We start from the raw sequence: 23746 nt of genomic DNA on the forward strand, positions 1-23746 counted from the left end.
CGGCCGGCACTGGCCGCGCTGTCGGCGAGGACTCGAGAGACGGCCCGGACCCGACAGGCGGCGCGGGCGCGAGTGGCGGCGCGGACCGCGCCCCCCAGCGTGAGAGGCAGCGTCGGCGGGGCCAGCGGTGCGCGGATCGGGTTTCAGACGATGCGCGGCGGCCTCGGGTCGTTCGCGCTGCGCCTGCCCAGCGGACACACCGTCGCAGCCCTCGTCGCACTCAACGCGCTCGGGACCATCGGCACCCCGGACGGCACCCTCTGGGCCTCTCCCCTCCTCCGCGCATTCGGGTGGGACCTTCCTCCCGTGCCCGGGCTGCCGATGCCGGAGACCGCGGCAGATCCCGAGAGCGAGGATGTCGGGGACTCCGGGGCAGCCACCTCGGCGACGAATACGACCCTGGCCGTCGTCGCGACCGATGCCGCCCTCGACTCGGCGCAGGCAACGCGGATGGCCGCGAGCGGCCACGCCGGCATCTCCCGAGCGATCCTGCCCTCCCACACCCACTTCGACGGGGATACGGTGTTCGCCATCAGCACGGGCACGGTGCCGTTGGCCGCCGAGGCGACACCCGACCTCGTCTCGATCCACGCGCGCGGCCGATGCGATCACCCTCGCCATGGTCGACGCCGCCGTCAGCGCCGTCCCCGTCGACCCGTCGTGGGACCAGCCGCCGACCCTGACCGACCTCGCGCCCGAGTTCACGGCCGCCTTCGCCGCCATTCCCTGAGCAACGGCCGTGCGAACGCCGCAACAGCGCCCGGGCAGACGCCCCATCGACCGGGCCCGCCCCGCCACCTTCCATAGGCTGCTCAGGTCGGCAGCGAGGTGGATCGCGCTCGAAATCTCGCGCGCATTCGAGCCGGATCCACCTCGGCGGCACGGCCGGACGGTGCATCAGGCACACCTGCACTCGCTGACACGGTCCGACGACGCTGCCGGCGAATCCTGCAGTCCGGCGACAAGACGACTTGGCGACCGGGACGTGATGTGGACGACGCCGCCCAGGGCGTGACCACGAAGTAGGCTTGAGGATATGAGTGGCTCCTCGAAACGCGTCTTCGTCGCCCGCCTCATCTCCGCCCCGGTCTTCGACCCCCTCGGCGATCAGGTGGGCCGCGTGCGCGACGTCGTCATCGTCTACCGCACGACGATGCGCCAGTACCCGCGCGTCATCGGGCTCGTCGTCGAGGTGCCCGGACGCCGCCGGGTGTTCGTGCCGATGGGGAGGGTGACCTCGATCGACGCCGGTCAGGTCATCACCACGGGACTCGTCAACATGCGCCGGTTCGAGCAGCGCCGCTCGGAGACCCTCGTCGTCAACGACCTCCTCGACCGCCGCCTGCGCCTGCGCGAGGACGACTCCCCCGTCCAGATCGAGGACGTCGGCATCGAGCAGCAGGTCAACCGCGACTGGGAGGTCACCCGCCTCTTCGTCCGTCGCGTCCAGGAGCGCAGCAGCGCCTTCTCCGCCTTCCGCCGGCGCGGGGAGACGATGCAGATCTCGTGGACGGACGCCGACCATCCCGCGGACTCCGCCCACGATCAGGAAGCCACGCAGCTCATCGCCGCGTACCAGGACACGAAGCCGGCCGACCTCGCCGACGTCCTCTTCGAGATGACGCCCGAGCGCCGTCTCCAGGTCGCCCGCGCCCTCGACGACGAACGCCTCGCCGACGTCATCGAGGAGCTGCCGGACGAGACCCAGGTCGAACTCCTCTCCGCCCTCGACACGGAGAGAGCCGTCGTCGTCCTCGAGGAGATGGAGCCCGACGACGCCGCCGACCTCCTCGGCGAGCTCACCGACGAACAGGCCGAGCGGTTCCTCACGCTCATGGAGCCCGACGACGCCGAGGACGTGCGCACCCTGCTCTCCTACGACGAGCACACCGCCGGTGGTCTGATGACGACCGAACCGGTCATCCTCACCCCGGAGACGACCGTCGCCGAGGCGCTCGCCCACGTCCGCCGCGAGGACCTCCCGCCGGCGCTCGCCGCGGCGATCTTCGTGTGCCGCCAGCCCATCGAGACCCCGACCGGCAAGTACCTCGGCCTCGTCCACATCCAGGAGATGCTGCGCCATCCGCCGCACGAGGCGGTCGGCATCATGCTCGACACCGAGGTCGACCCGATGCCGCCGGACACCCCGCTGGCCGAGGTGACGAAGTTCCTCGCGGCGTACAATCTGGTGTCGGTGCCGATCACCGATGAGAACGACCGACTCATCGGCGTCGTCACCGTCGATGACGTCCTCGACGAGCTGCTGCCCGAGGACTGGCGCACGACCGGCCGCGACGACCACAGAAGGGGGTAACCATGCCGACCGACGATTTCGACGTCCCCCGCTCCTCGAAGCGCAAGCTGCCCCGGTTCGCGATCTCCCCGGAGACCTTCGGCCGCGGCGCCGAGGCGTTCGCCCGCTTCATGGGCACCCCGGCGTTCCTCGTCGGGATGACGGTGTTCTGTGCCGTGTGGCTGCTGTGGAACACGCTGCTGCCCGAGGCGGTGCAGTTCGATCCGCGTTCGCTCAACTTCACCCTGCTCACCCTCATCCTCTCCCTGCAGGCCTCGTACGCGGCCCCGCTCATCCTGCTCGCCGAGAACCGCAGCGCCGACCGCGACCGCGTCGAGTTCGAGCACGACCGGCAGCGGGCCGAGCGCAACCTCGCCGACACCGAATACCTCGCCCGTGAGGTCGCGGCCCTGCGCATCGCGATGCGCGAGGTCGCCACCCGCGACTTCATCCGCTCCGAGCTCAAAGATCTGCTCAAGGAGCTCGAAGAGGACGCCGCCAAGGACAGCGGCGGAGCAGACGACCACAGCCCGCGCGACACGAAGGGAGGCCGCTGATGAGCAGCGCCCTGACCATCGACGCCGTGAGGGAGGCCCTCACCACCGTCATCGACCCGGAGATCCGGCGCAACATCGTCGACCTCGACATGGTCTCCGACATCGCCGTCGACGGCGGCACCGTCACCGTCACCGTTCTCCTCACGATCTCCGGCTGCCCGCTCAAGGACACGATCACCCGCGACACCGAGGCGGCCGTGGGCCGGCTCGAGGGCGTCACCGAGGTGGTCGTCGAGCTCGGGACGATGACTCCCGAACAGCGCACCGCGATGCGGGAGAAGCTCCAGGGCCCCGGCGGCACCCGGGAGGTGCCGTTCGCGAAGCCGGAGTCCCTGACGAAGGTCTATGCCGTCGCCTCCGGCAAGGGCGGGGTCGGCAAGTCCTCGGTGACGGCCAACCTCGCCGCGGCGCTGGCCGCGAAGGGCCTGCGCGTGGGTCTCGTCGACGCCGACATCTACGGCTTCTCGATCCCGACGATGCTCGGCCTGTCCGGGCAGCCCACCCGGGTCGACGACATGATCATCCCCCAGGTCGCCCACGACGTGAAGGTGATGAGCATCGGGATGTTCGTCCCCGGCAACCAGGCCGTCGTGTGGCGGGGACCGATGCTCCACCGCGCCCTCCAGCAGTTCCTCACGGATGTCTTCTGGGGCGACCTCGACATCCTGCTCCTCGACCTGCCCCCGGGCACCGGCGACATAGCGATCTCCGTGGCGCAGCTGCTGCCGAACTCCGAACTCCTCGTCATCACCACCCCGCAGCAGGCCTCGGCGCAGGTCGCCGAGCGGGCCGGCGCGATCGCCACGCAGACGAACCAGCCGATCGCCGGGGTCATCGAGAACATGTCGTGGATGGAGCTGCCCGACGGCACCCGGATGGACGTCTTCGGCACCGGCGGCGGGCAGACCGTGGCCGAGAATCTCGCCGCGACGACGAACACCGAGGTGGAGCTGCTCACCCAGATCCCCCTCGACACGCTCGTGCGGGAGGGCTCCGATGCGGGCACGCCCGTCGTGCTCAGCCGCCCCGACTCCCCTGCCGCGCAGGCGTTCGACTCGCTGGCCGAGCGCCTCGCGCAGCGCTCGCGCGGCCTCTCGGGACGCTCGCTCGGCCTCAGCCCTGTGTGACGACACGCCGACGATCACGTCACATCGTTGTCACTGCTCGTCATCGGTGATCACAATCGTGCAACTCCGGTGTGATCTCTGCCCTGAGATCTGTCTCACGACGCTCCCGCAGCGTCCCCGTCAGTGCTGGTGAGACCCATCAGAGCAGGTGAGAGGCTTCACTGCCGCTGTCGTGAGCGTGTCAGGGCGGTCCTTTAGACTGGACGGCGAGCATCCCCCACAGTCGCTTTTAGGACCTCTCTTTGACATTCCCTTCGCGTCGCCGTGCCCTGCGTCCCCTCGCCGCCCTCACCGCCGTCTCCGCTGCCCTCACCCTGCTGTCGGGCTGCGTCGTCGCCGACGGCACCCGTGACGGCTCGTCCGCGTCTCAGGCGCAGCGGTCGACGCCGAGGACAATCTGCAGACGCTCACGTCGGCCCTGCGCAGCTACGCTGTCGTCGATGCGAAGACGACGCCGAGCTCCGATGCGCACCTCTTCGGTCTGCCCGGTGCGAAGTCCCTGGCCGCCGCCACGGAGAAGGTCGTCCTCGGCGGCTTCGAATCCGCCGGCGCGTTCGGCGACCGCAAGGCCTTCAGCCCCGTCGTCACCGACCCCTCCGAGCGGTGGGAGGCCTCGAGGTTCACCGCACCCGCAGCGAACCCGACCGCCTCGACATCGACGCAGCCGACCGCCTCGGCGAATACCCCCGGCACCACCGGCGGGGAAGTCGACTACAGCAACCGCGTCCTCGCCGCCGGCGGTGACTACCTCGTCAGCGCCGTGACGGAGAACCGCGCACCGAAGAGCCCGCAGCTCGGCGTCCCGGGCACCTCGACGCCCGCCCCGAGCTCGACGCCCGCCTCGGCGCCGGCCGCAGCGACGACGGTGTTCGTCACGGACCTCGCCGAGGACACGACCGTCGAGGCCGCCGACCTCTTCACGGCGAAGACGGACCCGGGCGCGATCGGCGCCGATGAGAACGGTGCGCTCACCGTCGGCGGCGAGCCGGTGGACACCGACGATCTCACCGCTCTCGGCCGGACGGTGACGACAGCGCTGCACACCCCCGTCAACCTGCCGCAGGGGGCCGATGAGCGCGATCCCGACTACTCGTGCGCCCTGCTGCCGTGCGTGGCCCTGACCTACGACGACGGTCCGGGAGAGACGTCGATCGAGGACAAGCTGCTCGCCGATGCGAAGGACGCGAAGATCCGTCTCACGTACTTCCTCCTCGGCAAGAACGTCGAGCACAATCCCGGGGTCGTCGGTCGCATGGCTGAGGCCGGACACGAGCTCGGCAACCACTCGTGGAGCCACCCGCAGCTGTCGAAGGAGAGCCCTGAGGCGGTGAAGAAGCAGATCGGCGACACCGACAAGGCGATCGAGAAGGCCGGCGGCGGCAAGGTCACCGTCATGCGCCCGCCCTACGGTGCGATGTCGAAGGCCTCGGCGAAGGCCATCGACCATCCGGCGATCATGTGGGACGTCGACACCGAGGACTGGCGGCACAAGAGCGCGTCGATGATCGTCGACGCCGTCCGCGCCGCGGCGAAGCCCGGCTCGGTCGTGCTCATGCACTCGATCCATCCGACGACGATCGATGCGGCACCGGAGGTGTTCAAGACCATCGCGGACGAGGGGCTCTACGCCGTGACCGTGTCCGATCTCTTCTCGGAGAAGACGATGGAGAGCGGAGCCGAGTACTTCTGCCGCGGGTACTCCACGGCGCTGTGCTCGAACCCCGAGCATCCCGCGGTCCACCGCAACTGAGGCGCGCTGCGCGCAGGAGCATTGCAGCCGGTCAGGCGCTGAGGCGGTCAGCCGTGCAGGATCAGCTGCTCGCGGGCGCGCTGAGCACACAGAGCAATGGCCCCGTCACGTCGGTGACGGGGCCATTGGTCTGTGCTCAACAGCGGTCGGCGTGCAGCGGACGGTCGGCGGGCAGCAGCCGGCCTGCGAGCAACGGCTCGGGGTGGCGCTGAGGCGGCAGTGCAGTGGAGACGAGGGGCTCAGTCAGGTGGCTTCGGAGTCGAAGGGGGCCGCCTCGGCGCGATTGCGGCGCACATGCTGCGCCTGGAACCGCTCGATCGGCGAAGCCGCTGCGGCAGCTCCCCCGGCGGCACCGGCAGCGCCACCTGCAGCTCTCCCCGCAGCACCGGTTCCTGCAGCGCCATTCGGGTCCTCCGTGTCGTCCTGGGCGGCGGGAGCGGCGAGCTCCTCGCGGCGCTTGGCCTCACGGATCGCCGAATCCTCTTCGACGAGGGCCTCGCGGACGATGCGACGCGGATCGTACTGGCGCGGGTCGAGCTTCTGCCAGTCGACGTCCTTGAAGTCGTCGCCGAAGTCGCGTTTGACGTTGTCCTTCGCACCCTCGGCCATGCGGCGGAGCTGGCGCACGAGGTCGCGCAGCTTCTGGGCGTATTCGGGGAGGCGTTTGGGGCCGATCACTACGAGAGCGACGATCACGAGGATGACCATCTCGGTGCCGTTGACGCCAAACATGATCTCCATTCTAACGCCGCTGAGAAGTATGCTCGTTCTCAGGTCGTGTCCCCGTTCGCAAGGAGAGAAGCCGTGGACGAGGTCGTCGTCGAACGCGTGCTGCGCATCGTCGAACTCGTGCCGTCCGGCCGCGTCGTCAGCTACGGCACCGTCGGCGTCGTCGCCTCCTGCTCGCCCCGCTACGTGGGCCGTGTGATGAAGGAGTACGGGGCGAACGTCACCTGGTGGCGCGTCGTCAACGCCGCCGGTTCCCTGCCGGCACCGCTGCTCGGACGCGCCCGGGACCACTGGCGGGCCGAAGCCACCGCTCACACCCTGGAGAAGGCGCTCACCTCGGCGTTTCTCAGCCCAGAGGATCTCGACGCGTTGTGGGCGCGCCACGGAAGAGACCCAGAGGAGCGGTTAGACTGACGGTTGAGCAGCAGCGGAAAGCGAGGGGTCGATTGTCACGTGAGCATGCCGGTGATGTGACGTTCGCCGAGCAGTACAACGGACCTGACGCGCTGCTCGACGCCGCCCGGACCCTCTCCCACGAGTACGGGATCAGCCCGGTGTCGCAGACGACCTCGGCCACCCTCACCCTGCTCGCGCGCCTCCTCGGCCCCGTCGCCGCAGTCGAGGTCGGCACAGGAACCGGAACGTCGACGCTCGCACTTCTGCGCGGCATGCCGAACGCCGGGATACTCACCTCGATCGATACGAACTCCACCGCGCAGGGTGCCGCCCGCGACCTCATCGACCTTGCCGGCATCCGTCCCGGGCGGCTGCGACTGATGAGCGGACGCGCCGAGGATGTCCTCCTCCGCCTCGCCCCGAGCGCCTATGACCTCGTCTTCCTCGACGTCGACCCCGTCGGGCTCGAGCGGATGATCGAACCGGCGCTGCGTCTCCTCGACGCTCAGGGGCTCCTCGTCATCAACCAGACGCTGCTCGCCGGCAGCGTCGCCGACCCCGTCGACCGGTCCGCGCGCACGCAGGCGGCACGGGGTCTGCTCAACCGGCTGGCCGCTCAGGAGCGCCTCGAACGCGTCCTGCTGCCGATCGGCGAGGGCCTGCTGGCCGTGCAGAAGACGTGGCGCTGACCCATTCCCGCACTCGCAGGCCAGGCTCCCCGATGGGCAGATAAGCGGCAGAGACAGAGAAGCAGCAGAGACGAATCGTCTCTGCTGCTTCTCATGCGGGCTGTGCTGCCGGTCAGATGCCCAGGGTCTCCGCGAGGGTGTCGTGCAGAGCCGTCGCTTCGTCAGCGCTGAGCTCGATCACGAGTCGGCCACCGCCCTCCACCGGAAGCCGCATGACCATGCCGCGGCCTTCCTTGGTGACTTCCAGAGGTCCGTCGCCGGTGCGGGGTTTCTGAGCTGCCATGTGGGCGCAACCTTTCGTTGTTTGAACAGAGTGAACAGATCACACGATCAGCCCACTGTGATAGTCCGATTATTCCATGAACCGCACTCGCACGGGGACACTTGCCGAAATTGTCGCAGATCACGGCGGCAGGTCGGACGGCGGAGTGAAGTGCCAGAGGTAGCCCACCCAGACGATCTGGAGCATGATGAACGCCGCGATGACGACGACGCGGTACCCGCGCGAGCGCACCGCCGCCAGGGTCAGCGCGATCGGGAAGAGCGGCAGCAGCAGGCGCAGAGTCGAGGTCTGCGGGGTGAAGAAGATGAGCAGGTAGAGCCCGTAGGCGGTGCAGAAGAGCTGCAGCGTCCGGCCCATCCGCGCACCCGCGGGCGAGAAGATGAGGGCGAGCATTCCGGCGATGACGCCGAAGAGGAGGAGCGGTCCGAACGGACCGACGAGGCCATTGGCCGCCCCCAGCCATTGGACGAAGTACGACGATGTCCCGGTGTGCCAGGCCGCCTCGGTGTCGGTGTAGGCCGTTATCGACCCCGTCGTCAGCCACGCATGGATGGGGTGGAGAAGAGCCGCGACGCACGAGAGCACGCCGAGCGTCCACGAGCGCACGACCTCCCCGAGCGGGTACGGATCGGTCCGGCGGCGGAGGAAGCGGTCGATGAGCACGAAGAGCATGAAGAACGAGAACGCCACGCCGATGGGCCGGGAGAGGTCCATGAGGATGACGACGGGGATCGCCGTGAGGTAGCGGCGTTCGACGACGAAGAGGAGGGCCAGGGCCTGGAGCAGGAGGGTGAGCGATTCGGCGTAGCCGGTGGAGAACACCGCCGCGGGCGGGAAGACCATGACGAATGCGAGTGCGGTGAGCGCCTGGCCGGGCGGGACGAACTTGCGGAAGAGCGTGAGGATGACGATCGAGGCCAGGCCCGCGGCGATCGTCGACACGAGCGGGGAGATGACCTCGTAGCTCAGTCCGGTCAGACGCGCGATCTCCCCGGTGATCGCCGGGTGGAGCGGATAGAAGGCCCACTGATTCTGGATGATGTCACCGGTCTCGGTGACCGGCAGGGTGGCGGGATACCCCTCGCTTGCGACGCGCGCGTACCATGCGGAGTCCCAGAAGTTGAGGAAGTCGCCGAGCGTCGTCGTCACCGGGCTCGACGACCAGCCGGCGACCTCCTGCCGGCGCAGCACCGCGGCGAAGATCGAGATGCTCACGATCCGGGAGGCGACGTAGACGGTCAGCGCCTGCAGCCACAGCGGGAGCTGGAGGAAGAGGACGCCGGCCCGGTGGAGGCGGGAGGAGTTGAAGAGTTCGGGGACGAGGGTGATGCCGGGGAGGTCTGCGGGTCTGCTCATCGCTTAACGGTGCGCGGCTTCCAGTTCGCTGATGCGCTCGCGCAGTCGGCCGATCGCCGCATCGACCTCGTCCATCCGGTACCCCCGCAGGGCCGGCCGGAACCTCAGCTCATCGACGTCCTCGACAGTGAAGTCGCCGGACAGCGGGGCGGCCACAGCATCGGTCTCCTCGGCGGCCTCGGAGCTGAAGAGCTCGAAGGATGCGGCAAGGACGATGACGAGAACGAAGATCGCCGCCGCGACCCCGATGACAATCCACAATGGCATGGGACCATCATTTCACATCGACCCTGAGCATCGCCGGAGGTCGGCGTGTGCGAACCCTCTCAGCGGAGGCCTGTCTCAGCGGAGGCCGCGGACCGTGTGCCGCGGCTGCGCCTCACCGGTGATCGCGAGCGTCACGGCGATCGCGTCGGCGGTCGCCGCCACGTCGTGGGCGCGGATGATCGCCGCGCCCCGTTCGACCGCCAGTGCCGTCGCCGCGATCGTCCCGTGCAGTCGGTCGGCGGGTCCGGCCGCGCCGATCGTCTCCCCGATGAAGTCCTTCCGGGAGATCGCCAGCAGCACCGGGTAGCCGGTGTCGCGGAAGCGGGTGAGCTCCCGCAGCAGGCGCAGCGAGTGATAGGTGTTCTTCCCGAAGTCCGGGGTCGGGTCGATGACGATGCGCTCCGGAGCGACCCCGGCCCGCTGGGCCGCCTCGGCGAGGGCGACGACCCCGGCGACGGCGTCGGTGACGACCTCGCCGGCATGGAGGCCGTAGCGGCTGCGATGGGCGTCGGTGCGCGGGGTCAGGCCACCGGTGTGGGAGCACACGAGGCCGACGTCGAAGGCGGCCGCCACCTCGGCGACACGGGGATCAGCACCGGCCCAGGTGTCGTTGAGGAGGCCCGCGCCGGCCGCGCAGACGGCCTCGGCCACCTCGGCGCGCCACGTGTCGACGCTGATGAGGAGGCCGGGATGGCGCTCCCGGACGGCGGTGACGGCCGGGGCGACGCGGTCGATCTCCTCGGCCACGGAGATCTCCCTCCCCCGACCGGCGCGGACTCCGCCGATGTCGACGATCCGCGCCCCCGCCTCGGCGGCGGCATCGACGGCGGCCAGCGCACCGCCTAAGGTCGCCGCGGATTCGTAGAACGAATCCGTCGTCCGGTTGACCACGGCCATGATGACGGGAGCACCGGGCCGGGCGTCGTCGAGGACGCTGCGGGCACGGACCGGTAGGGCGGAGCCGCTGGGTCGGGCCTGCGCGCGGTCCCTCACTGTTCGGGGCCCGCGCCGCCCACGGGGGCGTCGGGGATGGAGCCGCCGGGGCCGATGTGGGCGACGACCTCGTCGATGTCGTCGGTGAGGATGAAGAGGTCGAGGTCGGTGTCCGAGATCGTGCCCGAGGCCAGCAGCGTGCTCCTGATCCACTCGACGAGGCCCGACCAGTACGCGGTGCCGAAGAGGACGACGGGGAACGAGGTGACCTTGCCGGTCTGGACGAGGGTGAAGGCCTCGAAGAGCTCATCGAGGGTGCCGAAGCCGCCGGGCATGACGACGAAGCCGCGCGAGTACTTGAGGAACATCGTCTTGCGGACGAAGAAGTACCGGAAGTTCACGCCGAGTTCGACGTAGTCGTTGAGGCCGGATTCGAAGGGCAGCTCGATGCCGAGGCCGATCGAGACTCCCCCGGCCTCCATCGCACCGAGGTTGCCGGCCTCCATGATGCCCGGTCCCCCGCCGGTGATGATCGCATTGCCGTTCTCCGCGAGCCGGCGCGCGATCTCCCGGGCGTCGTTGTAGGCCTGCGTCTGCGGGCCGAGCCGGGCGGAGCCGAAGATCGAGACGGCGGGGCCGACTTCGGCGAGCGAGCCGAAGCCCTCGACGAACTCGGCCTGGATGCGCATCACCCGCCACGGATCCTCATGGACCCAGTTCGACGGTCCGCGCGATTCGAGGAGACGCTGATCAGTCGTCGTCGTCGGCACCTGGGAGCCGCGCAGGCGCAGCGGGCCCTTGCTGTAGAACTGCGGGTCCTCGCCGGGCTCAGGCTGGGGTGGGGCGTCATTCTGCGGCGAGGCGTCCATCTGCGAGGCATCGGCCTGGGACGCAGTGCCGTCGGCCTGTGGTGCGGCGTCGGCCTGCGGTGGTGCGCCGTCCTGCGCCGGTGCGCTCTCCTGCGGTCCAGAACCCTGCGGTCCGGCGTCGGATCGTGCCTGTGCCGGTGTGCCTGAGTGTGTCGACATCGGTCTCACCCCTCCTCGAGGTAGCTCACGAGCGCCCGGGTCGCGTCCTCCACTTCCCGGACCCTGACATGCTCGTCTGACTTGTGAGCATACAGAGGGTTGCCCGGGCCGAAATTCACCGCCGGCACTCCGAGCGCGCTGAAGCGCGAGACATCGGTCCATCCGAGCTTCGCGGCGGGTTCGGCGCCGAGGGCTGTGAGGAAGTCCTGCGCGATCGGCCGGTCGAGTCCGGGCCGGGCGCCTTCCGCGGCATCGGTGACGACGACGTCGAAGCCGGTGAAGAGCTCACGGAGGAAGCCCTCGGCCTCGGCCGCCGACTTCGACGGCGCGAACCGGTAGTTGACGGAGACCCGGCATTCGTCGGGGACGACATTGCCGGCGACTCCCCCGCTGATCGCCACGGCCGACAGGGATTCGCGGTAGTCGAGTCCGTCGACGGTGACTGTCTCGGACACGTGGTCGGCGAGGCGGGTGAGCACCTCGGCGGCGGCGTGGATGGCGTTGACGCCCATGAAGGCCCGCGCCGAATGCGCCCGCACACCGTGGGTCGTGACGTCGACGCGGATCGTGCCGTTGCAGCCGCCCTCGACGCTCGCGTTCGAGGGTTCGCCGAGGATCGCGAAGTCCCCGTCCAACCAGTCCGGGTGGTTCCGGGCGACACGGCCGAGGCCGTTGAGCGCGGCGTCGACCTCCTCGTGGTCGTAGAAGACCCAGCTGACGTCGCGCGTCGGGTTGCGCAGGGCTGCCGCGGTGACGAGCTGCATCGCCACGCCCGCCTTCATATCGCAGGCCCCACGGCCCCAGACGATGTCCTCTGCGGGGACGGCCGCCTCGGCGGGAGACGCCCCCGGTGCGCCCTGGCCGGGGTGCGGCTCGGCACTCTCTCCCGCGGGGCCGGCGGCGGTGCCGACGAAGCGCAGGGGCGGGAGATTGCCTTCGACGGGGACGGTGTCGAGGTGACCGGCGACGACGATGCGCTCGCTGCGCCCGAGCCGGGTGCGGGCGACGATCGTGTCGCCGTCGCGGAGGATCTCCAGGTCAGGGCCGTCCCCGGCGCTGATCGTCTGCAGCACGGCCTCGACGGCATCGGTGATCGCCGCCTCGTTGCCGGAGACGGATTCGATCGCGCACAGCCGGCCCGTGAGCTCGCCCGGATCGTCGATGGCGGCGAGCAGATACTCGCCGAGGTCACCGTCGGGAACGAAGGCGGATGTGGTCTCAGCAGGTGGATGAGCGGTCATACGGCTTAGCCTAGTACCGCGGTCACCGACTAGGCTTGCGGTCATGACACAACGCATCGTTTCCGCGCGTGGACTCGCCACGCAGCATGAGAACACCGTCCTCTCCGTCTGGTACCCGACCCTGAGCGTCGCCGACGATTTCACCGACGCCGAGGCGGCCGCCACCGCCCTCGCGTCCGAGGACGGACTCGACGCGCTGACCGGAGAGGATCCGGCCCGGGGAACGACGACGACCGTGGTGACGACGACGATCGACCTCGACGAAGCGCCCGCCTCGGCGGCCGATGTCTACCTCCGCCTCCACGCGCTCTCCCACCGCATCGTCGTGCCCAACGACGTCAACCTCGACGGCATCTTCGGTCACATCGCCAACGTCGTGTGGACCTCGGCGGGCGCCTGCTCGCCCGAGGGCTTCGAGGCCACCCGCGCGAAGCTGCTCGCCAACGGCCCCGTCGCGGTCTTCGGCCTCGACAAGTTCCCGCGGATGACGGACTTCGTCATCCCCTCCGGAGTGCGCATCGGCGACGCCGACCGGGTCCGCCTCGGCGCGCATCTGGCCCCGGGCACGACGGTCATGCATGAGGGCTTCGTCAACTTCAACGCCGGCACCCTGGGCTCGGCGATGGTCGAGGGACGCATCTCGCAGGGCGTCGTCGTCGGCGACGGGTCGGACGTCGGCGGCGGGGCCTCGATCATGGGCACGCTCTCCGGGGGCGGCACGCACCGCATCTCGATCGGCACGGGCAGCCTGCTCGGCGCGAACTCCGGTGTCGGCATCTCGATCGGCGACGACTGCATCGTCGAGGCCGGCCTCTATCTCACCGCCGGCACGCGCTTGAGTGTGCTCGGCGACGACGAGCGGGTCGTCAAGGCCTCGGAGCTCAGCGGAGCGAACAACATCCTCTTCCGCCGCAATTCCGTCACCGGTGCCGTCGAGGCGATCGCGCGTTCGGCCAAGGGCATCGAGCTCAACCCCGACCTCCACTGAGGTCCGGGGCGGTCGCTGAAAGACGGCGCCTCGATTCGCACCCACGCCGATCGGGTCGTGGGCAGCCCTCCGGAACCGAGCAATCGCCTCGGTGCCGGAGGGCTGTTTCGCTGCGCTGCCCGGCCGGGCCGGGCCGGCGGAAGGACGAACGACCGCGGATGAGGGCGGCCGCTTTGGCAGCCCCGCCCCCGGAGGTTCACACACAACCCGTGCGGGCGTAGGAGACGCGACTCCGCGGTGTGCGTGCGAAGCCACGCGGTGTGTATCGCGCGAAGCGTTGTGTATCGCACTCCGGGTTGTTCAACGGCTTGCGGGGCGCGAATTCGGCAGCCGCTCCGGCAGCCCCGCCCCCGGAGCCTCACACACACCCCGTGCACGCGTAGGTCAAGCGACTCCGCGGTGTGTGTGCGAAGCCACGCGGTGTGTATCGCGATGCAGGTTGTGTGCGGCACTCAGGGTTGTGGTCGGAGCTGCGGTGAGTTCCAGCGTGCCGGGTGGTGAGCGGCGCCGCGGGTTGCGATCGGCACCGCGATCACCCCACACGACAGCAGCCCTCCGGGCACTCAGCCACGGACGGTGGCGGAGCAACCGGAGGGCTGCTGGAGTGGAGAGAGAAACTCAGCGCTCGCTGATGTCCTCGTAGTCGCGGGAGACCGCGCCGGTGTAGACCTGACGGGGACGGCCGATGCGCGTCTCGGGATCGTTGATCATCTCGCGCCACTGGGCGATCCAGCCCGGGAGACGACCGACGGAGAAGAGCACCGTGAACATGTTCGTCGGGAAGCCGAGCGCCTTGTAGATCAGACCGGTGTAGAAGTCGACGTTCGGGTAGAGCTTGCGCTCGACGAAGTAGTCGTCGGCCAGCGCGATCTCCTCGAGCTGCATCGCGAGCTCGAGCAGCGGGTCGCCGCCGTTGCGGGCGAGCACCTCGTCGGCGGTCTTCTTGATGATCTTCGCGCGCGGGTCGTAGTTCTTGTACACCCGGTGGCCGAAGCCCATGAGGCGCACGCCCTCTTCCTTGTTCTTCACGCGCTCCATGAACTTCTTCGGACCGTCGTCGGAGGCCGCGATCGACTGGAGCATCTCGAGCACCGCCGAGTTCGCACCGCCGTGCAGGGGGCCGGCCAGGGCGTTGATGCCCGCGGAGATCGACTGGAAGATGTTCGCCTGAGCGGAGCCGACGAGGCGGACGGTCGACGTCGAGCAGTTCTGCTCGTGATCGGCGTGGAGGATGAAGAGCTGATCCATCGCCTTGACCGCCAGCGGGTCCGGCTCGTAGGGCTCGGACGGCACACCGAAGTTCACCCGGAGGAAGTTCTCCACGAGGCTGAGCGAATTGTCCGGGTGGATGACGGGCAGGCCCATGTTCTTCCGGTGCGCGAGCGCCGCGATCGTCGGCATCTTCGCGAGCAGCCGGTAGGACGAGGTGTCGACCTGCTCCTCGTCAAAAACATCGAGGTCATCTTGGTAGAAAGTCGACAAAGCCGCTACAGCGGCTGAAACCATGGGCATCGGGTGCGCATCGTAGGGGAACGCACGGAAGAACCGACGCAGATCCTCGTGGACGATCGTGTGCTTGCGCAGACGCGAATCGAAGGCATCGTACTGCTCCTGAGTGGGCAGTTCGCCGTGGATGAGGAGGTAGCAGACTTCGACGAAGTTCGACTTCTCCGCGAGCTGCTCGATCGGATAGCCCCGGTACTGCAGAACGCCGGCGTTGCCGTCGATGTAGGTGATCGCCGAGGAGGTCGATGCGGTGTTGCCGAATCCCGGGTCATAGGTGACGGCTCCGGTCTCCTTGAGCAGAGAGCCGATGCGATATCCGTTGTTGCCCTCAGTGGCCGGCACTTCTGGCAGTGCCAGGTCCGTATCGGCAATCCTGAGATTCGCTTCGGTCGGCATATGTTCTCCTCACCGTCGACCCACCCCAAGAACTTCTTGGGGCGTCTTGCACAGTTCCCTCAAAGACTACCCACTCCCTGAGGATTCGAAAAATCACTGCACCCAGTGCATACTGACCGGTAACATGTCCTACCTGGTCAGACATGTTGCGGCTGGGTGAAATCAGAGCGGCCTGAGCGACCTCATTCCGCGGCGGCGAGCAGCCTCTGCGCGGCCTCGTCGATGCGCTCGTCCGTCGCCGTCAGCGCAATCCGCACATGCGAGGCGGCGGCATCGCCGTAGAACGCGGCCGGCCGCGACGATCCCGAGATCGGCGAGTGCGCCGATCGATTCCCAGCAGTCGACCCCGGCCGTCGCCCACAGATAGAGGCCGGCCTCGGAGTCGTCGATGCGGAATCCGAAGCTCTCGAGCGCCGGACGCAGCCGATCGCGCCGGCCCGGTAGCGCTCCTTCTGCTCGACGACGTGGTCGACATCGCGCAGTCCGGCGACCATCGCCGCCTGGATCGGCGCGGGCACGATCATGCCCGCGTGCTTCCGCGTCTTCGTCAGATCGCCGATGAGCTCGGCGTCGCCGGCGACGAACGCGGCACGGTAGCCGGCGAGATTCGACTGCTTCGACATCGAGTAGACGCTGAGCACCCCGGAGTGGTCACCCTCGGTCACTGACAGCACGCTCGGCGCGGGATCGTCGGAGACCCAGTTGAGGAGGCCGTAGCACTCGTCGGAGGCGACGACGACTCCGGCTGCGCGGGCACGGCGGACCACCTCGGCGAGGGTGTCCCGATCGAGGACGGCGCCGGTGGGATTGCCGGGGGTGTTGAGCCAGAGCAGGCCGATGGCCTCCAGCGAGGCACCGGCGAGGATCTCAGCGGCGTCGAGGCGGACGCAGTCGACCCCGGCGATCGTCGCCCCCATCTCGTAGGTGGGGTACGCCGCATGCGGGCACGCGACGCTCAGACTCAGCTGCCGCAGGCCGAGCAGGGTCGGCAGCCACGCGACGAACTCCTTCGACCCGATGGTCGGGAGCACCTCGGTGGCGGGGTCGACGGTAACGCCGTGCCAGGTGTCGTACCAGCCGGCGATCGCGGCGCGCAGCTCATCGGTGCCCGTCGTCGTCGGGTAGCCGTGGGCATCACCGGCCGCGGCCAGCGCGTCCTCGATGACCTGCGGCGTCGGGTCGACAGGGGTGCCGATCGAGAGGTCGCAGACCCCGCCGGGATGCTCGGCGGCCCGAGCCCGGTACGCGGTGAGCTTGTCCCACGGATAGTCGGGCAGATCGAGCCCGAAGCGGCGGTCCACCTCAGCCGTTCTGCGGCGGCAGGACGGAGATGATCGCGTGGTCCTTGCCGGTGTTGCCGAGCTTCGCGGCACCGCCGGGCGAACCGATGTCGTCGAAGAACTCGACGTTGGCCTTGTAGTACTCCGACCATTCCTCGGGGACGTCGTCCTCGTAGTAGATCGCTTCGACGGGGCACACGGGCTCACACGCGCCGCAGTCGACGCACTCGTCGGGGTGGATGTAGAGGGAGCGCTCCCCTCGTAGATGCAGTCGACCGGACATTCGTCGATGCAGGCCTTGTCCTTCACGTCAACGCAGGGCTGGGCGATGATGTACGTCACGGATTCGCGCTCCTCGGGAAACTGAAGTCGTTCTCTCCAGTCCACCATACGCCCTGAGCACGTGCCCAGTCTCCCAGGGAGGTCCCCGCACCCCCGTGGTCTCGGTCACGCCTGCGCCCGGCCCGCCGCCGTCTGCTCTAGGGTGGACTGAGGAATCACAGGATGAGGGAAGGGACTCCGTGGACGATCTGCAGCCCGGGAAGAGAGTCGTCGTGCGCTACTCGCTCGACCCCGGAGACAGCCATGCGACCTCCGACGCGCTCGGCGTCGTCACCGCTGCCGATGAGACCCGCGTCGGGATCGACACGAAGCGCGGTCCCGTGCGCATCCTCCGCGACCAGATCCTCCTCGTCCACGAGGTCCCCCCGGCCCCGACCCGCTCCGGCCGCATACACGAGATCGTCTCCGCCGTCGACCTGCGCCGGATCTCGGCGGCGGCCTGGCTGCCCGCCGACGTCTCGTGGCTCAACGCGGAGAACCTCCGCAACGAATCCCGCAGCGACGACGGCGATGACGTCGGCCTCCTCCAGAAGGGCTGGCTGCTGCGCAGCTCGGAGTCGGTGACCCGGCGGGCCAACAGCGCCCTGCCCGTCTCGGAGACGGGGCTGAGCTGGGAGGACGGCCTCGACGCCGTCGAAGCATGGTATGCCGCCAGGAACCGTCCGCCGGTCGTCCAGATCTACTCGTCCGATGACTCCGCCGGCCTCGACCCCGTGTGCGCGGGCCTCGGCCCGCTGCTCTCGGACCGCGGGTACACCGCCTCGGAGACCGTGCATCTGCTCACCGGATCCACCGCCGAGGCGGCCGGTGGTGCCGCCGGACCCGCCGAGGCGGCTGCTCCCGGCCTCGTCATCGACGTCACGGAGACCCCGAGTCCGCTGCACTATGCGGCATGGACGAGTGAGCGCGATCCCGGCTCCGCCGAGGCCCTCCGGGCTCTCATCGAAGCCGACGACCCGTGCCAGTTCGTCACCGCATGGGCTCAGCACCCCGACGGTTCGCAGACGATGGTCGCGACCTGCCGGGTCGTCGAGCGCAGCAAGTGGGGCGTCATCACCAACCTCGTCACGCGCCCCGACCTGCGTCGCCGCGGCGCCGGGCGCGCGGTCGTCCGGGCGGCCGCCGCGCTGCTCTCCCAGCGCGGAGTGCGGTCGTACCTCGTCGATGTCGAAGCGGGCAACACGGCCTCGCTCGAGCTCTTCGGCTCCCTCGGGGCGAGCATCCGCCACCGGTACTGGTTCGCCAGCCGCGGCTGAGCGGGCCCGACACAAACGTACCCGGCCCGGAAGGCCCAAATCGCGCCGACCTCAGTCGACCTGGCGCGGCTGAGCCGGCCCGGCACAAGCGGATCCGGCTTCAGCCGACCCGCAGAGTCACCCGCCTACTTGCACTCGACCTTGTTGACGGGGCGGTAGGTCGTGACGAAGGAGTCCTTCGTCGTCTTGCCCGTGGCAATCTCCTTCATCGTGCGGGTGATCTTGATCGACCAGCCCTCACGCGGAGACTGCGGCTTGCACGAGGATCCCGACTCCGTCACCGTCGCCGGAGAGGTGAAGGCGTAGCGGCCGGAGGAATCGGAGGAGACATCGAGGGTCTTGACGCCGAAGACCTTCGCATTCACCTTGCCGTCGGCCAGGTACATGTCGAGGACGACGGGCGTCTTCGACGTGTTCGTGAACTTGAGATCGATCGACGAGAAGTCGAGCGTCGTCTCCCGCCCCTCGGGGTAGCGCGAGATGTAGCGCGAATGCGCCTGGTGCTCGTCGAGGGAGAAGCCGGCGAAGAACGCGGCGTTGAACAGCGTCGTCGACACCTGTGAGACTCCCCCGCCGAAGTCCTCCTTCATCTGCCCTTCCGAGATCACTCCGGCGGGCTTGTAGCCGTTGGCCGCAGTGCGCTGACCGAGGGTGTCGTTGAGGGAGAACTGCTCACCGGGCTGGAGCACGGTGCCCGAGACCTCCTTCGAGGCCACGCGGAGGTTGTTGTCGCGGTTCGGGTCGGAGTCGTAGGGGGTGCTGAACTCGGAGACGACCTGGGAGACGTCGGCCTTCTCCGCGTCCTCGGTCGTGAACTCGGGGTCGACGGAGGCCAGGGTCACCTCGGCGGCCGCACTGTCCCCGTTGATCGCGTCGGTGACGGCCTTCGAGAGGTCGTCGGCCTTGATGCCGATGCCGGTCTCGGATGCGACGACCTTCGGTTTGCCGTCGACGATCTCATACGTCGCGTCCTTGGCGGGGCGGCCGATCTCCGTGTTCTCGTCGAGCGCCTGCTTCTGCAGCTCCTTCGCGTCGAACTCCGGCACGAGGGCGGAGTCCTTCGGGGTGAAGCTCAGGGTGTCCGCGATCGTCTCGGGGGCGATCGTGAGGTCCCCGCCCTTGACGTCGGAGTCCGCGTCCTTGCCGGGCACGGCCTTGACCGTGACGTCGCCGGCGACGGCGTCGGTGGCGAATCCCTGGGCGACCTCCTCGGCCTCCGCGGTCGTGATGTCGGGGTCCTCGTTCGTCGCCTCGACCGCCAGCGGCCCGTCCTGCTGCAGCCACTCCGAGGTGATCGCCGTGCGGATCGCGTCAGGTTCGACGGTCTGTCCGACGACGCCGTCCTTGACCGTCGGCGTCGTCTTGTCGTAGGTGACCTCGGCGTTGGCGGGGTCGACCTTGAGGGCCTGGGCGGCGTCTTCCGCGGCGGGGGTGAACGCCTGCTCGTCGACGGTGACGACGGGTGAGACCTCGTCGTCGCCGAAGAGCCGGTCCCAGAGGATCGTGGGGTTGAGCGTGAATCCGGTGACCCGGGCGACCGTCCCGTCGACATCGACGCCGATGCCGGCGTCCCCGGGTTTGAGCGTCGCCGTCGACTCGCCGGCGGTGAGCTCGATGTCCTGCGTCATCGGGTCGGCGAGGGCGTCCTCGAGGGTCGTGCTCGCATCGCTTGCGCTCTTGCCGCCGATGTCGACCCCGGCCACGGTGGTGCCGGGGGCGACGATGCGGCCGCTGAAGAGCCCGAGGAGGAGGTAGACCACGGCGAGGCCGAGCACGACGAACAGGGCGATGAGCCAGGGGCGGCGGCTGCGTCGCTTATCGGTTTCGGCACCGGATTCGGGGGTGCCGCCGGAGAGGGTGGGAGTGGACATCAGTCTTCCAACTTCAGCGTGTGCGTCCCGCGCGGCGCTTCTCCCGTCCCATCACAGGGGTGAAGGCGAAGACCGCGGCGACGATCATGGGGCCGAGCAGCCAGACAACTGACCGCAGGGTGCCTGTGACGATGGTGTCGGCACCCGGCAGCCACTGCGGCTGACCGAGGATATACGAGAGGAGAGCGATGACGATCGCAGCGACGAGCATGGGCCCGGTGCTGCGATACATCGTTTTGAGGTGCCAGAGTCCGGCGACCGCCATGAGCAGCGCCAGGGCCAGTCCCCAGGGAAGGATGACCGGTTGCTCGCCGAGGCGGACGACCGAGACATTGAGGTGCTGGAGTCCGCCGAGGAAGCCGATGAGCAGCCCGAGCAGCCCCGCGTGGATGAACGCGAGGACACCGGGCTTCTTCGGTTCCCGACGGCGCCGGCGACCGGCGAGGGCGTTCTCGTCCTCGATGGCTTCGAGGTCGAGCCCGGCAAGCACATGCAGAGCGGGTCCCGCCTGCACGGTCTCGGCGGGGATCGGCGTGCCCGCACCGATCGAGTAGTACTCGTGGTCGGGCAGCTTCGTGCCCACTCCGTTGGACAGCGCATAGAAGTCTCCGCCGACGCTGACCTGCGTGCGGTGGGCCGACAGCGCCGCCTGCTGCGCCGGCCGGGAGCCCGTGACGTCCTGGGCCACGGCGATCGGCCCGCTCGGGGCCTTCGTCGGGATCGTCTGCGCGGGCGCGAACCCGGACTCGGCGAATCCGGGCTGAGCGGGGTCGAAGGCGGCACGGGCCACCTCGGCGGGCACCTCGACGAAGAGGAGGCGACCCGTCGTCCACGTCGCCGCCTCGACGGCAGCCACGGTCGCGTCGTGGACGCGGACGTGGTCCGGGTGGCCGTAGCCGCCGTTGGCCGCATACGTGATGACGGCATGCGGGCGGACCTCGTCGATGACGGCCGCGATGTAGCCGGCGACGTCATCGACCGCTGCCGCGCAGAGCGCCCCCGCGGGCATCGTCGGGGCGGGAACGGCGTGGCCGTCGCTCCCCCAGGCCATCCCCGAATCCTCGAAGCGACGCTCGGGCAGGGTCGCCGCACCGCCTCGGCGAGTGCCGAGGAACCGGTGATCGGTGACGCCGAGCGCGCGCATGGCCGCCGCGATCTCCGTCTCCCGCACCTCGGCGAGGCCGGCTCGATCGCCTTCGAGTCCGCGGAGTTCGGGCGGGATGACCTCCCCGCCCTCTCCCCGGGTTGCGGTCAGCACTGTCACCTGGTCGCCCTCGGCGACCAGTTCGGCGATCGTGCCCCCTGTCGCGATCGTCTCATCATCGGGATGAGCGTGCACGAAGAGGATGCGCGGGGTGACACTCATGCGTTCTGGCGGCGCAGCTTCGCGTAGTTCTTCGCGCGTTCCTTCTGGTCGAGTTCGACCTTGCGGATGCGCACGGCGCTCGGAGTGACCTCGACGCATTCGTCCTCGCGGGCGAATTCGAGGCTCTCCTCGAGGGTGAGCTTGCGCGGCGGGACGAGGTTCTCGAAGGAGTCCGCGGAGGCCGAGCGCATGTTCGTCAGCTTCTTCTCCTTCGTGATATTGACGTCCATGTCATCGGCGCGCGAGTTCTCACCGACGATCTGGCCCTCGTAGACCTCGGAGGTCGGCTGCACGAAGAACGAGCCGCGCTCCTGGAGGTTGATCATCGCGTACGGGGTGACGGCGCCGGCGCGGTCGGCCACGAGCGAGCCGTTCGTGCGGAACTCGATGTGCCCGGCCCACGGACCGTATCCGGCGGAGATCGAGTTCGCGATGCCGGTGCCGCGGGTCTCGGTGAGGAACCGCGTGCGGAAGCCGATGAGGCCGCGGGCGGGGACGGTGAACTCCATGCGCACCCAGCCGGTGCCGTGGTTCGTCATCGTCGACATGACGCCCTTGCGGCTGGCCATGAGCTGGGTGACGGCGCCGAGGTAGTCCTCCGGAACGTCGATCGTGAGGTCCTCGAAGGGTTCGTGGACCTTGCCGTCGACGGTCTTCGTCACGACCTGGGGCTTGCCGACGGTGAGCTCGAAGCCCTCACGGCGCATCTGCTCGACGAGGATGGCCAGCGCGAGTTCGCCGCGGCCCTGGACCTCCCACGCGTCGGGACGCTCGGTGGGCAGCACCTTGAGGCTGACGTTGCGACGAGCTCGGCGTCGAGGCGGTCCTTGACCATGCGGGCGGTGACCTTCGTGCCCTTCTCGCGACCGGCCAGCGGCGAGGTGTTGATGCCGATGGTCATCGAGATCGCGGGATCGTCGATGACGATCGCCGGCATCGGCTTCGGGTTGTCGATGTCGGTGAGCGTGTCGCCGATCATGATGTCGGGGATGCCGGCGACGGCGACGATGTCACCGGCGGAGGCCTCGGTGGCGGGAACCCGGTCGAGACCCTGGGTCTCGAGGAGTTCGGTGATCTTCACCGAGCTGATCGCGTCGCCGCGGGCCCAGGCGACCTGCTGGCCCTTCTTCAGCGTGCCGCCGAAGATGCGCAGCAGGGCGAGACGGCCGAGGAACGGCGAGGCGTCGAGGTTCGTCACGTGCGCCTGGAGGATGCCGTCGGCGTTGATCTCCGGGGCCGGGATCGTCTCGATGATCGTCTTGAACAGCGGCTCGAGGTCCGGGTTGTCCGGGGCCTCGCCGTCGGCGGGCTGGTCGAGCGAGGCGGCGCCGACCTTCGCGGCGGCGAAGACGACGGGCACGTCGAGGACGGAGTCGACGTCGAGGTCGGGGACCTCGTCGGCGAGGTCGGAGGCGAGTCCGAGGAGGAGATCCTGGGAGTCCTCGACGACGCCGTCGATGCGGGCATCGGCGCGGTCGGTCTTGTTGATGACGAGGATGACCGGCAGCTTCGCGGCCAGGGCCTTGCGGAGGACGAAGCGCGTCTGCGGCAGCGGTCCCTCGGAGGCGTCGACGAGGAGGACGACGCCGTCGACCATCGACAGGCCGCGTTCGACCTCACCGCCGAAGTCGGCGTGGCCCGGGGTGTCGATGACGTTGATGACGATCGGCTCGTCGCCGGCCGAGGGGCCGTTGTAGAGCACCGAGGTGTTCTTCGCGAGGATCGTGATCCCCTTCTCCCGCTCGAGGTCGCCGGAGTCCATCACGCGTTCGGCGAAGTCACCGTGCTCGTTGAACACACCGGTCTGCCGGAGCATGGCGTCGACCAGAGTGGTCTTGCCGTGGTCGACGTGGGCGACGATTGCCACGTTGCGGCGGTTTTCCCGGCGCATGGGAGCTTCAGTCATCAATAGCCTTTTGAAGGTAGGGAGAATGGTCCGGTACGGACCCGACACTCAATTATACGCACCACCGCCCTTCCCCATTCACAGGCGGATGACATCAACTCGGCAGGGCGCGTGCCAGCGACTAAAAGATCGCCTGGGACTATCGCCGGAGAAGCCAGCGAGGCGGATCCGCCTCGACATCGCGTT

At 69.0% G+C, this 23746-nt stretch carries 20 protein-coding genes and 3 pseudogenes; 9 read left to right on the plus strand and 14 right to left on the minus strand.

The window, feature by feature from the left end:
• The 4 genes from AC2W7K_RS14465 to AC2W7K_RS14480 form a co-directional block, all read left to right on the plus strand.
• A partial coding sequence (locus AC2W7K_RS14465; RefSeq protein WP_486006320.1) for a P1 family peptidase occupies positions 1-807 on the plus strand: 807 nt, incomplete at its 5' end.
• A gap of 229 nt (positions 808-1036) precedes the next feature.
• On the plus strand, positions 1037-2314 hold the full coding sequence (locus AC2W7K_RS14470) for a magnesium transporter MgtE N-terminal domain-containing protein (protein WP_198498557.1): 1278 nt from the start codon (positions 1037-1039) through the stop codon (positions 2312-2314).
• Between the two features lie 2 nt (positions 2315-2316).
• Entirely contained in the window at positions 2317-2850 is a 534-nt protein-coding gene (locus AC2W7K_RS14475; RefSeq protein WP_198498556.1) for a DUF1003 domain-containing protein, read from the plus strand.
• On the plus strand, positions 2850-3977 hold the full coding sequence (locus AC2W7K_RS14480) for an Mrp/NBP35 family ATP-binding protein (RefSeq protein ID WP_344249812.1): 1128 nt from the start codon (positions 2850-2852) through the stop codon (positions 3975-3977). Before AC2W7K_RS14475 ends, AC2W7K_RS14480 begins: the two co-directional genes overlap by 1 nt.
• Before the next feature lie 426 nt (positions 3978-4403).
• Here AC2W7K_RS14480 and AC2W7K_RS14485 read toward each other — a convergent pair whose 3' ends face one another.
• Positions 4404-4673 (minus strand): hypothetical protein, encoded by a 270-nt coding sequence (locus AC2W7K_RS14485; RefSeq protein ID WP_486006321.1) that lies wholly within the window; start codon positions 4671-4673, stop codon positions 4404-4406.
• Positions 4674-4737: 64 nt separating this feature from the next.
• On the opposite strand from AC2W7K_RS14485, the gene AC2W7K_RS14490 reads away from it, so the two are divergent.
• Entirely contained in the window at positions 4738-5727 is a 990-nt protein-coding gene (locus AC2W7K_RS14490) for a polysaccharide deacetylase family protein (protein WP_486006322.1), read from the plus strand.
• 243 nt (positions 5728-5970) lie between these two features.
• Here AC2W7K_RS14490 and AC2W7K_RS14495 read toward each other — a convergent pair whose 3' ends face one another.
• Positions 5971-6459, minus strand: coding sequence for a twin-arginine translocase TatA/TatE family subunit (locus tag AC2W7K_RS14495; protein ID WP_344249816.1), 489 nt, complete (start codon positions 6457-6459; stop codon positions 5971-5973).
• Positions 6460-6531: 72 nt separating this feature from the next.
• On the opposite strand from AC2W7K_RS14495, the gene AC2W7K_RS14500 reads away from it, so the two are divergent.
• Together AC2W7K_RS14500 and AC2W7K_RS14505 are read left to right on the plus strand one after the other, a co-directional pair.
• Entirely contained in the window at positions 6532-6870 is a 339-nt protein-coding gene (locus AC2W7K_RS14500) for an MGMT family protein (RefSeq protein ID WP_344249818.1), read from the plus strand.
• Positions 6871-6902: 32 nt separating this feature from the next.
• The gene (locus tag AC2W7K_RS14505) at positions 6903-7541 is read left to right on the plus strand and encodes an O-methyltransferase (RefSeq protein ID WP_211977799.1); all 639 of its coding nucleotides are present in this window, start codon (positions 6903-6905) and stop codon (positions 7539-7541) included.
• Positions 7542-7653: 112 nt separating this feature from the next.
• Here the strand turns inward: AC2W7K_RS14505 and AC2W7K_RS14510 are convergent, their stop codons facing one another.
• The 6 genes from AC2W7K_RS14510 to dapE form a co-directional block, all read right to left on the minus strand.
• Positions 7654-7824 carry a DUF3117 domain-containing protein gene (locus AC2W7K_RS14510; protein ID WP_009375197.1) on the minus strand — a complete coding sequence of 57 codons (171 nt, stop codon included), beginning with the start codon at positions 7822-7824 and terminating at the stop codon, positions 7654-7656.
• A gap of 120 nt (positions 7825-7944) precedes the next feature.
• Complete coding sequence (locus AC2W7K_RS14515; RefSeq protein ID WP_344249830.1) at positions 7945-9180, minus strand: hypothetical protein; 1236 nt, start codon at positions 9178-9180, stop codon at positions 7945-7947.
• Positions 9181-9183: 3 nt separating this feature from the next.
• Positions 9184-9447: a DivIVA domain-containing protein gene (locus tag AC2W7K_RS14520; RefSeq protein ID WP_198498549.1), complete on the minus strand. Its 264-nt coding sequence runs from the start codon at positions 9445-9447 to the stop codon at positions 9184-9186.
• Between the two features lie 75 nt (positions 9448-9522).
• Positions 9523-10440, minus strand: a complete 918-nt coding sequence (gene folP, locus AC2W7K_RS14525) for a dihydropteroate synthase (RefSeq protein ID WP_232623564.1) — start codon at positions 10438-10440, stop codon at positions 9523-9525.
• Positions 10437-11249 (minus strand): LOG family protein, encoded by an 813-nt coding sequence (locus AC2W7K_RS14530; protein ID WP_198500945.1) that lies wholly within the window; start codon positions 11247-11249, stop codon positions 10437-10439. Before AC2W7K_RS14530 ends, folP begins: the two co-directional genes overlap by 4 nt.
• A gap of 164 nt (positions 11250-11413) precedes the next feature.
• Positions 11414-12649 carry a succinyl-diaminopimelate desuccinylase gene (gene dapE / locus AC2W7K_RS14535; RefSeq protein ID WP_198498548.1) on the minus strand — a complete coding sequence of 412 codons (1236 nt, stop codon included), beginning with the start codon at positions 12647-12649 and terminating at the stop codon, positions 11414-11416.
• A gap of 43 nt (positions 12650-12692) precedes the next feature.
• On the opposite strand from dapE, the gene dapD reads away from it, so the two are divergent.
• Positions 12693-13637, plus strand: a complete 945-nt coding sequence (dapD, locus tag AC2W7K_RS14540) for a 2,3,4,5-tetrahydropyridine-2,6-dicarboxylate N-succinyltransferase (protein ID WP_198498547.1) — start codon at positions 12693-12695, stop codon at positions 13635-13637.
• Between the two features lie 618 nt (positions 13638-14255).
• Here the strand turns inward: dapD and AC2W7K_RS14545 are convergent.
• The 3 genes and pseudogenes from AC2W7K_RS14545 to fdxA form a co-directional block, all read right to left on the minus strand.
• Positions 14256-15539 carry a citrate synthase gene (locus tag AC2W7K_RS14545; protein ID WP_137825579.1) on the minus strand — a complete coding sequence of 428 codons (1284 nt, stop codon included), beginning with the start codon at positions 15537-15539 and terminating at the stop codon, positions 14256-14258.
• Positions 15540-15721: 182 nt separating this feature from the next.
• Positions 15722-16840, minus strand: a pseudogene (dapC, locus tag AC2W7K_RS14550) (succinyldiaminopimelate transaminase).
• Between the two features lies 1 nt (position 16841).
• Positions 16842-17161, minus strand: a pseudogene (fdxA, locus tag AC2W7K_RS14555) (ferredoxin).
• Between the two features lie 179 nt (positions 17162-17340).
• Between fdxA and AC2W7K_RS14560 the strand changes: the two are divergent.
• Entirely contained in the window at positions 17341-18417 is a 1077-nt protein-coding gene (locus AC2W7K_RS14560; RefSeq protein ID WP_486006323.1) for a GNAT family N-acetyltransferase, read from the plus strand.
• A 125-nt stretch (positions 18418-18542) separates the two neighbouring features.
• Here the strand turns inward: AC2W7K_RS14560 and AC2W7K_RS14565 are convergent, their stop codons facing one another.
• The 3 genes and pseudogenes from AC2W7K_RS14565 to typA all read right to left on the minus strand — a co-directional run bounded on the left by AC2W7K_RS14565 (position 18543) and on the right by typA (position 23560).
• Entirely contained in the window at positions 18543-20288 is a 1746-nt protein-coding gene (locus AC2W7K_RS14565) for a VanW family protein (RefSeq protein WP_198498544.1), read from the minus strand.
• A gap of 13 nt (positions 20289-20301) precedes the next feature.
• Positions 20302-21654, minus strand: a complete 1353-nt coding sequence (locus tag AC2W7K_RS14570; RefSeq protein ID WP_198498543.1) for a PIG-L family deacetylase — start codon at positions 21652-21654, stop codon at positions 20302-20304.
• Positions 21651-23560: pseudogene (gene typA, locus AC2W7K_RS14575) on the minus strand (translational GTPase TypA). Before typA ends, AC2W7K_RS14570 begins: the two are co-directional and overlap by 4 nt.
• Positions 23561-23746 lie beyond the last annotated feature (186 nt).

The sequence above is a fragment of the Brevibacterium sp. LAARM2_SD2 genome (assembly GCF_057364785.1).

Bases quoted from the DNA above. Each gene is read 5' to 3' on its own strand.
- AC2W7K_RS14570 (WP_198498543.1), bottom strand. From the start codon at position 21,654: ATGAGTGTCACCCCGCGCATCCTCTTCGTGCACGCTCATCCCGATGAT.
- AC2W7K_RS14475 (WP_198498556.1), top strand. From the start codon at position 2,317: ATGCCGACCGACGATTTCGACGTCCCCCGCTCCTCGAAGCGCAAGCTG.
- AC2W7K_RS14470 (WP_198498557.1), top strand. From the start codon at position 1,037: ATGAGTGGCTCCTCGAAACGCGTCTTCGTCGCCCGCCTCATCTCCGCC.
- AC2W7K_RS14565 (WP_198498544.1), bottom strand. From the start codon at position 20,288: ATGTCCACTCCCACCCTCTCCGGCGGCACCCCCGAATCCGGTGCCGAA.
- AC2W7K_RS14530 (WP_198500945.1), bottom strand. From the start codon at position 11,249: ATGGACGCCTCGCCGCAGAATGACGCCCCACCCCAGCCTGAGCCCGGC.
- dapD (WP_198498547.1), top strand. From the start codon at position 12,693: ATGACACAACGCATCGTTTCCGCGCGTGGACTCGCCACGCAGCATGAG.
- AC2W7K_RS14480 (WP_344249812.1), top strand. From the start codon at position 2,850: ATGAGCAGCGCCCTGACCATCGACGCCGTGAGGGAGGCCCTCACCACC.
- AC2W7K_RS14495 (WP_344249816.1), bottom strand. From the start codon at position 6,459: ATGTTTGGCGTCAACGGCACCGAGATGGTCATCCTCGTGATCGTCGCT.
- AC2W7K_RS14545 (WP_137825579.1), bottom strand. From the start codon at position 15,539: ATGCCGACCGAAGCGAATCTCAGGATTGCCGATACGGACCTGGCACTG.
- AC2W7K_RS14515 (WP_344249830.1), bottom strand. From the start codon at position 9,180: ATGAGCAGACCCGCAGACCTCCCCGGCATCACCCTCGTCCCCGAACTC.
- AC2W7K_RS14520 (WP_198498549.1), bottom strand. From the start codon at position 9,447: ATGCCATTGTGGATTGTCATCGGGGTCGCGGCGGCGATCTTCGTTCTC.
- dapE (WP_198498548.1), bottom strand. From the start codon at position 12,649: ATGACCGCTCATCCACCTGCTGAGACCACATCCGCCTTCGTTCCCGAC.
- AC2W7K_RS14510 (WP_009375197.1), bottom strand. From the start codon at position 7,824: ATGGCAGCTCAGAAACCCCGCACCGGCGACGGACCTCTGGAAGTCACC.